The following is a 12092-nucleotide window of genomic DNA, read 5'->3' as shown; positions in this document are numbered from 1 at the left end:
GGAGAAGACGCGATACGAGGTGAGAGGAGGGGACGTGAGTTCGGGCTGGTGCTCTCCCGATCTGCGGGGCGCGGCGGCCGGCGGCTGCATGCCCGAACCGAGCAGCGCGCGGACATGGCGGTGCAGCACGTCGCGGTCGATCGGCGGCAGGCCGCGCGCGCTCTGCCACAGTTTCGCGGTCGCGAGCGGCAGCATCACCAGCGCGACGATCGAATGGAACAGGAACGCGGGCTCGAGCGCGGGATTCAGCGTGCCGGCCTGCTGCGCGCCGCGGATGCGTTCGGCAAAGCGCCCGACATGTTCGAGCGGAATGCGCCGGACCATCCGCTCGCGCAGCAACCCGCCTTCGTGGACGATTTCGCGCAGCCAGATCGACGGCAGCCACGGCATGCGGTGCGTGACGTCGAAGAAGCGGTCGACGAGCTCGGCGACGAGCGCGAACGGGTCGTTTTCGATCTGCGGTTCGGTCGGCCGCCACACGAACGCGATGACCTGCGCGAGCCGTTCCTCGACGATCGCGTCGAGCAGCTGCTCGCGATTCGTGAAGTAGTAATGGACCATCGCCGACGTGACGCCGGCGGCCGCGGCGATCTGCGCGACGGTCGTCGCGGCGATCCCGCGCTCGGCGAACAACTGCGTCGCGACGTCGAGCATGTGGTCGCGCAGGTCGAAATCGTCGACCGACGGGCGGCGCCCGCGCGGCCTGGCGACGGTGGATTTCGCGTTCATGCAATCGACGCTAATTGATGAGTTAGTTAATTTCAAGGAAGGGTTTGCGTCCGAATTGATCGCGATCAGTCGGGCGTCGAATGGGGACGCGGTCGGGCGAGGAGGTGACGTGACGCGGCGTGACGCAGCAAGCCGGCGATGGAATGTAGGGAGCGGCTAATGGAGAAGCTGCGGGAGAGACAAGCGCGGCGACAGCATGGAAGCCGGTCGCGAAGCGAGGGCGCGTGCCTGGGCAATCGCACGCGCCCTGAAAAGCGGTTACTGATCGATCGGCGACGTCAGCGGCACGTGTTCGCCGGTCAGCCCGAACACGACGAGCTGTGCGGGCTCGGTCGCGCTCGCGTTGCGCGACACCTGGTGGCGCGAGCCGGGCGCTTCGTACCAGCCTTCGCCGGCGCGGTAGCGGTGCAGCGGGCCGCCATTTACCTGCGACAGCACTTCGCCTTTCGACACGACCGCAAACACCGAGCCGAGGTGCCGGTGGGCTTCGGAAGCCTGGCCGGGCGCGTAGTCGACGGTCGCGACGACGGCGAGCTTGCCGGGTGCTTCGGGCACGGCCTGCTGCATGATCGTGTGCACGTTGTCGCCGGTGTCATGTGCGCGGGCAGCGACCGGCAGCAGTGCGGCGCCCGCCGCGAGCCACGCGCACAGGGCGGCGCGACGGAGGAGCGTAGCGTGAGTCATCGTCGTCTCCTTACTCGGGCATCTTGCGGAACGCGATCGCGAAGCGGTTCCACGAGTTGATCGTCGCGATCAGCATCGACAGGTCGAACAGCTCTTCGTCGGTGAAGTGCGGTTTCACGGCTTCCCAGACGGCGTCGGGCACGTGGTTGCTGGCGACCAGCGTCAGCGCCTCGGTCCATTCCAGGGCTGCGCGTTCGCGCTCGGTGAAGAACGGCGTTTCGCGCCACGTGACGACGGTGGCCAGGCGGCGGTCGGTTTCGCCCCCCTTGCGCGCATCGGTCGTGTGCATGTCGACGCAGAACGCGCAGCCGTTGATCTGCGACGCGCGCAGCCGGACGAGTTCGGCGAGCGGCTTCTCGATCGAGCTCTTCGCAAGGAATTCCTCGGCGTTGCGCATCACCTTGATCGCATTCGGGCTGGCGGCGTAGAAGTTCAGGCGCGGTTGCATGGCAGGTCCTTTTTCGGTTGGGGCGCACGGTGGCGCGACAGGACCCACTTTAAGACTCATGCTGGTCTGCTTGAATGGCCAATTTCCGGAAAATTCAGGTAACCAGTGTCGAGCCGCCAACGGTGTCGGAACCCAGCAGGCCGGCCAGCGTCGCGAGCGCCGTGTCGATGCGCAGCGCGTCGATCCCGCCATAGCCGAACAGCAGCCCCGGACGGACCGGCACGCCGACGTGAAACGCCGAGATGCCGTACAGGCCGATGTCCTGCGCGCGGGCCGCGCGGACCAGCGCCGCCTCGTCGAGCCCCGGCTTCAGGTAGGCGGCGAGGTGGATGCCGGCGGTCGGCACGATCGCATCGAACCACGGTGCGAGTTCGCCGCGCAGATGCGCGAGCAGCATCTTGCGGCGCGCATCGTAGTGCTTCTGCACGCGCTTCAGGTGCCGTGCGAAATCGCCTTCGAGCATGAAGCGTGCGAGCGCCGCCTGCGTCAGCGTGCAGGTGTGCCAGTCGACGATCTGCTTCGCCTTGGCCAGTGCGCCGCGCAGCGCGCGCGGCGGAATCGCATAGCCGATCCGCAGTTCCGGAAAGATCGTCTTCGAGAACGTGCCGACATACGCGACGAGGCCCGTGCGGTCGAGGCTCTTCAGCGATTCCACCGGCCGGCCTTCGAAGCGGAACTCGCCGTCGTAGTCGTCCTCGATGATCACCGCGCGGCGGCGCTGCGCCCATTCGAGCAGCGCGACGCGCCGGTCCAGCGTCATCGGCATCCCGAGGGGGAACTGATGCGACGGCGTCACGTAGACGAGGCGCGCGTCGTCGGGCAGCCGTTCCGTCACCAGCCCATGCGCGTCGACCGGCACGCCGATCACCGTCGCGCCGAGCGACGCGAACGCGGCGCGCGCGGGCGGGTAGCCGGGATCCTCGACTACGACCACATCGCCGGGCCGCACGACGACGCGGGCGATCAGGTCGAGCGCCTGTTGCGCGCCTTGCGTGACGAGCACGTCGTCCCAGCCGCACGCGACCGCACGGCTGAACGCGACATAGCGCGCGATTGCGCCGCGCAACTGCGGATCGCCGGCCGGGTCGTGGTACTGGGCGGGGCCGCGCATCTGCTGGCGCAGCGCGTGATGCAGGCAGCGCCGCCACGCGTCGAACGGGAACAGCGCCTTGTCGGTCACGCCGCCGCGGAAGTCGAAGCCGGGCGAATCCTGCGGCGCGGGCATCGCGAGCGCGTCGGGCAGCTCGTCCCACAGCGCGCGCGCATCGACCGCGTCGACGCGCGGCGTGTCTTCGACGATCGACGGCGCCGACATGGCCGCGGCGTGCGGCACGCGCGCGAGGCCGTCGGCGACGAACGTGCCGTCGCCCGCGCGCGTATTCAGGTAGCCCTCGGCGACGAGGCGCTCGAACGCGTCGAGCGTCGTCTTGCGCGAGACGCCGAGCTGTTTCGCGAGGTCGCGCGTCGATGGCAGCCGCGCGCCGCCGGCGAGCCGCCCGTCGACGATCGCGGTGCGCAGTTGCCGGAAGATCTGGCCCGTCAGGTCGTGACGGCCTTCGATGCGGATCGCGATGTCCATGGCAGTGGTTACCTCGATTGCCTTGATTTTGCGCCGATCAGCATACCGGAAGTCGATCGCGGCGTGGCTTGGCAGGACGCCTTTACCGGTCGCCAGGACGCAGGGAATCGGCGAGCCGTACCGAACTGGCCGGTAGCCCCGTCACAGGCATCCGCTGCCCGTATCCGCCGATTGGACCTTCGCCAGCCACTGCCTTACGATCCACGACAACCCCACACCGGAGCGTGCCCATGCTGTCCGAAGACGAACTTGCGCTGCTCGACGCGATTCGCGCCACCGGCAGCCTGTCGCGCGCGGCCGCGCGGCTCGGCAAGGCGCCGTCGACGGTGTCGCACGCGGCGCGCCAGCTCGAAACGCGCTTCGACGCGCTGCTGTTCGACCGGCGCGGCTACCGGTTGCAGCTCACGCCGGCCGGCCAGTTGCTGACCGACGAGGCGGCGCGGCTGGCGCTGGACGTCGCGCGGCTGACGCAACGCGTGCGGCAGGTCGCGAGCGGCTGGGAAGACCGATTGTGGATCGTCAGCGACGAGGTGCTGGAGTTCGACACGCTGCTGCCGGTGGTCCGCGCGTTCGATGCGCTCGACTCGGGCGTGTCGTTGCGTTTCACGCACGAAGTGCTCGGCGGAACCTGGGAGGCACTGCGCGACGGCCGCGCGGACCTGGTGGTCGGCGCGACCAACGAGCCGCCCGCGATTCCCGGCTTCAAATGGTTCGAGCTGGGCGCGATGGAGTGGGTGTTCGCGGTGTCGCCGCGCCATCCGCTGGCCGCCGTGAGCGGCGCGCTGACGCGGGATGCGATCGGCACGCACCGGGCGGTGGTCGTCGCCGATTCGTCGCGGCGCGTGGCCGGCCGTGCGTATGGCCTGCTCGGCGGGCAGGCCGTGCTTGCGGTGCCGTCGATGCGCGCGAAGATCCTTGCGCAGCGCGACGGGCTCGGCGTTGGCTGGGTGCCGCGCCGGCGCGTGGCGTCGCTGCTCGCGCGCGGCGAACTCGTGGAAAGAGAGACAGCCGATCCGCGCGAGCCGAACCGGCTCTATGTCGCGTGGCACGGCGACCGGGATGGCCGCGCGCTGCAATGGTGGCTCGAGCAATTGCGCGAGCCGCGGCTCGCGCAGCGCCTGCTCGACGGCATCGACGTGGCCGGCTGACCCGGTGCCGGAAAGAACAGGGCAATCAAACTCGCCTTCCCGAACACGTTCGACGATTTCGAACATGTTCGTCGCGCCCGTCGTACGGCAGGGCCGGTCGCCGCGCGCATTCTGTGTTCACGGTCAACTCACCGGTTCACAGGAGAACATCATGCAACGCTTCGAAGGAAAGACGGTCCTCGTCACGGGCGGTAACAGCGGCATCGGCCTGGCGGCCGCCAAGGCATTCGCGGCAGAAGGCGCCCGCGTCATCATCACCGGGCGCGATGCGCAGACGCTCGAAGCCGCGCGGCAAACGCTCGGTGCAGGCGCACTGGCGATCCGCAACGAGGCCGGCAGCGTCGCGTCGGCCCGCGCACTGGCCGATGCGATCGCGTCGGCGGGGGCACGGCTCGACGCCGTGTTCATCAACGCGGGCGTCGCGAAGCTCGCGCCGTTCGCCGACAGCGACGAGGCGATGTGGGATCTCGTGTTCAACACCAACGTGAAGGGCGCGTATTTCCAGATTCAATCGCTGGTGCCGCTGCTGAACCGCGGCGCGTCGATCGTGATCAACGGCTCGATCAACGCGCACATCGGGATGCCGGGCTCGTCGGTATACGCGGCGAGCAAGGCGGCCGTCAATTCGTTCGCGAAGACGCTGTCGGCGGAATTGCTGCCGCATGGCGTGCGCGTGAACGTCGTGAGCCCCGGGCCCGTGCAGACGCCGCTGTACGGCAAGCTCGGGTTCGACGCGGCGACGCTCGACGAAACGGCCGAGAAGATCAAGGGCCTCGTGCCGGTCGGCCGGTTCGGCACGCCGGATGAAATCGCGTCGACGGTGCTGCACCTTAGTGCGCCGGAATCCGCGTTCATCGTCGGCGCGGAGATCATCGCGTCGGGCGGGATGGGGTTGCTCTGACCCGGTCGTCACACCGGCGGGGGCCGCAACCGCCCGGCGCAATGCCGGGCGGGCGGTTCCCGCGATCCGCTTTGCCGCGCCGCCAGCGCTGAGCGACTGCAGACGCTGGTAGTTCGCGCTCCTCCGAAAAAGCCATGACAAGGGCAGGGGTTACTAGACGACTGGTCTAATCCGGGGCTATCATCCGTTCCCATGAATGCGACGACGTCCGCGGCGCATGCATCAAAGACGCGTAGTGCCATTCAAATGCCATTCCGCGCTGCGATGCTGAGGGTGCAGCGAGACGCCGTCGTTTTATTTCGAATAGTTCTAGACGACTGGTCTAATAGGCGCATGTCGCATTCGGATACGCGGGTCGCACGTTGACGCGTCACAGCTGACTAACCGACAGGCGTGCCGCGCCGACCGGGCGGATTGTCCGGCGGTGCGGCCCCGTTCCCCTCATCCATTTTCGAAGGAGTGTCCAATCATGAAGATTCTGGTTGTCCTGACCTCGCACGACACGCTCGGCGACACCGGCAAGAAGACCGGCTTCTGGCTCGAGGAACTGGCCGCGCCGTACTACACGTTCAAGGATGCGGGCGTCGAACTGACGCTCGCGTCGCCGAAGGGCGGCCAGCCGCCGCTCGATCCGAAAAGCAGTGATCCGACCGCCCAGACCGACGCGACGCGCCGCTTCGACGCCGATCCGGTGGCCAAGGCCGAACTCGCGTCGACGCGCAAGCTGGCCGACGTGTCCGTGGACGACTACGACGCCGTGTTCTACCCGGGCGGCCATGGCCCGCTGTGGGATCTGGCCGAGGATCTGCATTCGATCGGCCTGATCGAGCGCGCGCTGGCGGCCGGCAAGCCGGTCGCGGCCGTGTGCCATGCACCGGGCGTGCTGCGTCACGTGAAGAACCCGCAGACCGGCGAATCGGTCGTGCGCGGCAAGCGCGCGACGGGCTTCACCAACAGCGAGGAAGCGGCCGTCGAACTGACGGAAGTCGTGCCGTTCCTCGTCGAGGACATGCTGAAGACCAACGGCGCGCAATTCGAGCGCAGCGCCGACTGGGCGCCGCATGTCGTCACCGACGGGCTGCTGATCACGGGGCAGAACCCCGCGTCGTCGGAGCCCGCCGCCGAGGCGCTGCTCGCGCAGCTCGGCCGCCGTTGAGCCGATGGCGCCGGCCCGGCCGGCGCCATCCCGTATCCGTCGCCGGGCGCAGGCCGCCCGGCGACGGCCCGAATCGTACCGTCGTGCGCACCGCACGACGCGTTTCCAGTCGTTTTGCAGAACCAAGCAAAGGAGCCGTGGATGTCTGCCCTGTTCGAACCGTTCAAACTCAAGGATGTCACGCTGCGTAACCGCATCGCGGTGCCGCCGATGTGCCAGTACGTCGCCGAGGACGGCGTCGTCAACGATTGGCATCACGTGCATCTGGCCGGCATCGCGCGTGGCGGCGCGGGCCTCGTGATCGCCGAAGCGACGGCCGTGTCGCCGGAAGGGCGCATCACGCCGGGCTGCGCAGGGCTGTGGAACGATGCGCAGGCCGAAGCATTCGCACCGTCGGTCGCGGCGATCAAGGCAGCCGGCGCGGTGCCCGGCATCCAGATCGCGCACGCGGGCCGCAAGGCGAGCGCGAACCGCCCGTGGGAAGGCGACGACCATATCGCCGACGGCGATCCGCGCGGCTGGCAAACCATCGCCCCGTCGGCCGTGCCGTTCGGCGCGCATCTGCCGAAGACGCCGCGTGCGATGACGCGCGACGACATCGCACGCGTGCAGGCCGATTTCGTTGCGTCGGCGAAGCGCGCGCGCGACCTGGGTTTCGAATGGCTCGAACTGCACTTCGCGCACGGCTACCTCGGCCAGAGCTTCTTCTCGGTGCATGCGAACCAGCGTGACGACGAATACGGCGGCTCGGCCGAAAACCGTGGCCGCTTCCTCGTCGAAACGCTGGCGGCCGTCCGCAAGGTGTGGCCGGAGCATCTGCCGCTGACCGCGCGCTTCGGCGTGATCGAGTACGACGGCCGCGACGAAGAGACGCTCGCCGAATCGATCGCGCTCACGCAGCGGCTGAAGCAGGAAGGGCTCGACATGCTGAGCGTGTCGGTCGGCTTCTCGACGCCCGACGCGCAGATTCCGTGGGGCCCGGCGTTCCTCGCGCCGATCGCCGAGCGCGTGCGCCGCGAGGCCGGGCTGCCGGTGTCGTCCGCGTGGGGGATCGACACGCCGCAACTGGCGAACCGCGTGGTGGCGGAAGAGCAGCTCGATCTCGTGATGGTCGGCCGCGCGCATCTGGCCGACCCGCACTGGCCGTACTACGCGGCCAAGCAGCTCGGCGTCGAGCGTCCGTCGTGGACGCTGCCCGCACCGTACGCGCACTGGCTCGAGCGCTACCGGACCGCCGACAAGGTGGCCTGAGCGGGCGGGGTGCCGGGGCGGCGCGCGTGACATGCGCCGCCGATCCGGCGCCGATGGATAGAATGGCGGTTCGCGCAGGCCGGTTGCCTGCACGAACCGCCATTTTTTCATTTCGACAGAGGTGCCATGGGCGTACATGTCCCGTCGTCTCCCGATCCTGCCGCGCGGCCGCGCACGCAGCAGGTCTCCCGCGCCGTGCTGTATGCGGCGCTGCTGGTGATCGCGCTGTGGGTGATCCGCGATTTCATTCCCGCCATTGCCTGGGCCTGCGTGATCGCCATCGCGATGTGGCCGATGCTCAAGCGCTTCGAATCGCACCGGCTGTTCCGCAACCGCCCGACGCTCATCGCGGTCGTCATCACGGCGGCGATCTCGTTGCTGGTGGTGCTGCCGGTGGCCATCGCGGCAACCCAGGCGATCGGGCAGGCGCATGACCTGCGCGAGTGGCTGCGCACGGTCCAGGACAACGGCATCCCGGTGCCGGACGTGGTCGGCCGGCTGCCTTACGGCGCGGCGCAGATCACCGAATGGTGGCAGGCCAACCTCGGCCATCCGCTGCATGCGGCCAGTGCGATGCACGGCGTCAATAGCGAGAAATTCCTCGCGTTCGGCCGGCAGTTCGGTACGAAGCTCGCGCATGCGCTGCTCGAATTCGGCTTCATGCTCGTCACGCTGTTCGTGATCCTGCGGGCCGGCCACAAGCTGTCGGGGGCGCTGCTTCAGGGCGCGCGGCGCGCGTTCGGGCGCAGCGGCGCGGAGCTGATCGAGCGGATGGTCGCGGCCGTGTTCGGCACGGTGACGGGGCTGGTCGTGGTCGGGCTGGGCGAGGGCGCGCTGCTCGGCATCGCGTATGCGCTGGCCGGCGTCCCGCATGCGGCGCTGCTCGGCCTCGTCACGGCGATCGCCGCGATGCTGCCGTTCTGCGCGCCCGTGGTGTTCTGCGGTGCGGCGCTCTGGCTGTTCGTGCAGGGCGCGACCATGTGGGCCATCGTGGTGGCCGTGCTCGGGTTCGTCGTCGTGTTCGTCGCCGAGCACTTCGTGCGGCCGGTGCTGATCGGCAGTTCCGCGCGGCTGCCGTTCCTGCTCGTGCTGTTCGGCATCCTCGGCGGCGCCGAGACGTTCGGCCTGATCGGGCTGTTCGTCGGCCCCGCGCTGATGACGGTGCTGACGATGCTGTGGGCGGAATGGATTGCGTGACGATGCCGGCTGAGGCGGCATGACGCGGCGGTACGGATGCGCGTGCAAGCGTGCATCGGCCGCCGCGACGGGCGACGATCCGGTTTGTGCCGAGGCATGCAATGCAAGGATTCGGATAAAGATCTCTACATTTCTTTTCGATCCGGACCCAAAGGTCTAGTAGCATGGCGCTTTCGATCACGCCGGCATGGCGCAGCAGATTTCACCAAGCATGCGATTGATTACGATGTCCCGTCCCGCAGCGACGCTGTCCCTGGCCGCCGGCTGCCTGATGTTGCACGGTTGCGCGTGGTTCGACTCGTGGCTGCCGTTTTCGTATTCGCGCACGCCGCTCGCGAGGGCCGCATCGCGGCATGGCGCGACGCGCGCCGATGTCGTTCGCGCCGGCGGCAATCCGCGCAGCGTATGGATGGTCCGCAACGGCAGCGGCGTCTGCTACAACTACTTCATCGAGCACGGCAACGATCACCGCGAATATTTCGTCGTGTTCGACAAGGCCGGCGTCGTCACGCAACGCGGCTTCGATTCCTGCATGAACGCCGACCGCAAGGGCACGCTCCAGCCGGGCAAGGCCGCGTCGCGCTAGTGCGGCGGCGGCCGTGCCCCGCCAGCCGTCACGCGATCGTGTCGACCACGCCGCCATCTACCCGCAATGCAGCGCCCGTCGTCGCCGAAGCGAGCGGCGAGCACACGTAGACGACCAGGTTCGCGACTTCCTCGGGCGTCGCGGGCCGCTGGATGATCGAGCTCGAGCGGTGGTTGCGCACGAAATCCACGGCCACGTCTTCGACGCTGCGGCCGGTTTCGTCGGCCGTTTCCTTCAGCAGCGCCCGCACGCCGTCCGACATCGTCGGCCCCGGCAGCACCGAGTTGACCGTCACGTTCGTGCCGGCCGCGAGCTTCGCGAGGCCGCGGGCGATCGACAGCTGCGCGGTTTTGGTGAATCCGTAATGGATCATGTCGACCGGGATGTTCAGGCCGGATTCCGACGAAATGAACACGATGCGACCGGCATTGCGTTCGATCATCCCCTTCAGGTAATGCCGCGCGAGGCGCACGCCGGACATCACGTTGGTCTGGAAATAGTGGTCCCACTCGGCATCGTCGATGTCGAAGAACGCCTTCAGGCCGTAGATGCCCGCGTTGTTGACGAGGATGTCGGCCGCGGGCGTGTGCTGCGTGATGCGTGCGACGCCGGCGGCATCGGACAGGTCGGCGGCGATGCCATCGAAGCCCGCGCCCGGGACGGCGGCGCGCAGGTGCGCGAGCGCGGACTGCACGGATGCGTCGCTGCGGCCGTTGACGACGACACGCGCGCCGGCGCGCGCGAGCCCTTCGGCGATCGCGAGCCCGATGCCGGCGGTGGAGGCGGTGACGACCGCGGTCTTGCCTTTCAGATCGATATGCATGTGCGTGACGGGAGAGGAGTGAACGGGATCCGCCGCGGGTGCCGCGGCGGACGGAATTCAAAGCTTAGGCGAAACGGCGCGATCCGGCGTCGAAGCCGCGGACCGGCCCAGCGGTTCGCCGATCCACCAATCCACCAATCCACCAATCCACCGACCCACCGACCCACCGATCCACCGATCCACCGATCCACCGACCCACCGATCCACCGATCCGGTTGCGCGGCGCCGCACAGTCTTGTACGGTGAGCGTTCGCCGTCCGAACCGGGAGCCCGCCGCGTGAGCCGTACCGCCAACCGATCCGTCGTACCGTCGCCGTTCTGGCGTGATGCCGCGCTGCCGTTCATCGAGGCGCGCACTGTCGACGACGGCCGCGAGATCTGCTACGCGAAGCACACGCACGACACGTTCTCGGTGGGCGCGATCGTCGGCGGCACGAGCACCTACGTGAACGGCGCGACGAACGAGCACGTCGGGCGCGGCGTGCTCGTGATCATCGATCCGGAACAGGTGCATGCGTGCAATCCGTACGGCCCGGATGCATGGGCGTACCGGATGGTCTATGTCGACGTGCCGTGGCTCGCGCGGCTGCAGCATTCGCTGGGCCGCGATCCGAACAGCGATTTTCAAGGCTTTTCGCCGAAGTTGACGGAGCGCCACGACCTGTTCGCGCAATTTGGCGGCTTCTACCGCACGCTCGTCACGCCCGGCATCGATCCGCTCGGCAAGGAGAGCGCGGCAGTCGAGTTCTTCACGGCGCTGCACGGCGCGCTCGATCGCGAACTGCCCGGCCCGCGCGCCGGGGACGACAACGCCCGGCTCGCGCGCGCGGCCGACTACATCGCCGCGCATTGCCGCGAGGGCGTGACGCTCGATGCGATCTGCGCGGCGGCCGATCTGTCGCCGTCGTACCTGATCCGCGCGTTCAATGCCCGCTACGGGATGACGCCGCATGCATTCCTGATCGATCGCCGCGTGCAGTACGGCCGCACGGAGCTGCGCCGCGGCCGGCCGATCGCGGACGTCGCGCTGGACGCGGGCTTTGCCGACCAGGCGCATTTCCAGCGCGCGTTCCGGCGAATCGCCGCCGCGACGCCCGGCCAGTACCGCAGCGCGACGAGCTGAACGGCAAGCGCTACACGTCGAGCAGGAAGAGTGCGCTGCCCGCGAGCAGCAGCGCCATCAGCCGGTTGAACACGCGCATGTGCCGCGCGTTCGCCAGCCGGTGCCGCAGCGATGCGCCCGCATACGACCAGCACGCGATCGACGCGAAACAGATCACCAGATACAGCGCGGCAAACTGCCAGACCTGCGTGCGGTCGCCATCGGTCGCATACGCGCCCATCGCGGCCACGCACGCGAGCCACGCCTTCGGATTCAGCCACTGCATCGCTGCGCCGGCCGCCGCCGACGGGCCGGCCACGTCCGGGTCGGCCGACAGCCTGCCGTCATCGAGCGCGAGCCGCAGCGCCATATACAGCAGGAACGCGATCCCCGACCACTGCGTGGCGGTCGTCAGCACCGGCCAGCGCGCGAGCGCCGCGTGCAGCCCGAGGCCGATCAGCAGGAACAGCGCGACGAAGCCGAGCGTC

13 protein-coding genes are annotated in these 12092 nt (G+C 68.7%); 7 read left to right on the top strand and 6 right to left on the bottom strand.

Annotation, left to right across the window (positions count from 1 at the left end; genetic code table 11):
- The 4 genes from G3O00_RS33865 to G3O00_RS33850 all read right to left on the bottom strand — a co-directional run.
- A partial coding sequence (locus G3O00_RS33865; protein ID WP_241025461.1) for a TetR/AcrR family transcriptional regulator occupies positions 1 to 729 on the bottom strand: 729 nt, incomplete at its 3' end.
- A 258-nt stretch (positions 730 to 987) separates the two neighbouring features.
- Entirely contained in the window at positions 988 to 1413 is a 426-nt protein-coding gene (locus G3O00_RS33860) for a cupin domain-containing protein (protein ID WP_011355344.1), read from the bottom strand.
- Between the two features lie 10 nt (positions 1414 to 1423).
- Positions 1424 to 1861: a carboxymuconolactone decarboxylase family protein gene (locus tag G3O00_RS33855; protein ID WP_006479143.1), complete on the bottom strand. Its 438-nt coding sequence runs from the start codon at positions 1859 to 1861 to the stop codon at positions 1424 to 1426.
- Between the two features lie 94 nt (positions 1862 to 1955).
- Positions 1956 to 3440: a PLP-dependent aminotransferase family protein gene (locus tag G3O00_RS33850; protein WP_206145595.1), complete on the bottom strand. Its 1485-nt coding sequence runs from the start codon at positions 3438 to 3440 to the stop codon at positions 1956 to 1958.
- A gap of 230 nt (positions 3441 to 3670) precedes the next feature.
- On the opposite strand from G3O00_RS33850, the gene G3O00_RS33845 reads away from it, so the two are divergent.
- From G3O00_RS33845 to G3O00_RS33820, 6 genes are all read left to right on the top strand, one after another.
- The gene (locus G3O00_RS33845) at positions 3671 to 4588 is read left to right on the top strand and encodes a LysR family transcriptional regulator (RefSeq protein ID WP_206145594.1); all 918 of its coding nucleotides are present in this window, start codon (positions 3671 to 3673) and stop codon (positions 4586 to 4588) included.
- Between the two features lie 151 nt (positions 4589 to 4739).
- Positions 4740 to 5489 carry an SDR family oxidoreductase gene (locus G3O00_RS33840; protein WP_041493590.1) on the top strand — a complete coding sequence of 250 codons (750 nt, stop codon included), beginning with the start codon at positions 4740 to 4742 and terminating at the stop codon, positions 5487 to 5489.
- 469 nt (positions 5490 to 5958) lie between these two features.
- On the top strand, positions 5959 to 6645 hold the full coding sequence (locus G3O00_RS33835) for a type 1 glutamine amidotransferase domain-containing protein (protein ID WP_206145593.1): 687 nt from the start codon (positions 5959 to 5961) through the stop codon (positions 6643 to 6645).
- 141 nt (positions 6646 to 6786) lie between these two features.
- On the top strand, positions 6787 to 7896 hold the full coding sequence (locus G3O00_RS33830; RefSeq protein ID WP_011355338.1) for an NADH:flavin oxidoreductase/NADH oxidase: 1110 nt from the start codon (positions 6787 to 6789) through the stop codon (positions 7894 to 7896).
- Between the two features lie 126 nt (positions 7897 to 8022).
- Positions 8023 to 9093, top strand: coding sequence for an AI-2E family transporter (locus G3O00_RS33825; protein WP_206145592.1), 1071 nt, complete (start codon positions 8023 to 8025; stop codon positions 9091 to 9093).
- A 211-nt stretch (positions 9094 to 9304) separates the two neighbouring features.
- Positions 9305 to 9679: a hypothetical protein gene (locus tag G3O00_RS33820; RefSeq protein ID WP_174932508.1), complete on the top strand. Its 375-nt coding sequence runs from the start codon at positions 9305 to 9307 to the stop codon at positions 9677 to 9679.
- A gap of 28 nt (positions 9680 to 9707) precedes the next feature.
- Here G3O00_RS33820 and G3O00_RS33815 read toward each other — a convergent pair whose 3' ends face one another.
- A complete protein-coding gene (locus G3O00_RS33815; protein ID WP_011355335.1) occupies positions 9708 to 10502 on the bottom strand; it encodes an SDR family NAD(P)-dependent oxidoreductase in 795 nt (264 codons plus the stop codon).
- Positions 10503 to 10779: 277 nt separating this feature from the next.
- Between G3O00_RS33815 and G3O00_RS33810 the strand changes: the two genes are divergently transcribed.
- Positions 10780 to 11625 carry an AraC family transcriptional regulator gene (locus G3O00_RS33810; protein WP_206145591.1) on the top strand — a complete coding sequence of 282 codons (846 nt, stop codon included), beginning with the start codon at positions 10780 to 10782 and terminating at the stop codon, positions 11623 to 11625.
- 10 nt (positions 11626 to 11635) lie between these two features.
- Here G3O00_RS33810 and G3O00_RS33805 read toward each other — a convergent pair.
- Positions 11636 to 12092 (bottom strand): LysE family transporter (locus G3O00_RS33805; protein ID WP_206145590.1); only part of this gene is annotated, 457 nt, incomplete at its 5' end.

It is taken from the genome of Burkholderia sp. Ac-20384, from assembly GCF_017104605.1.
Lineage (GTDB): Bacteria > Pseudomonadota > Gammaproteobacteria > Burkholderiales > Burkholderiaceae > Burkholderia > Burkholderia lata.
Note: the sequence above shows the minus strand (reverse complement) of the source record. Positions and strands in the feature narration are given on the sequence as shown.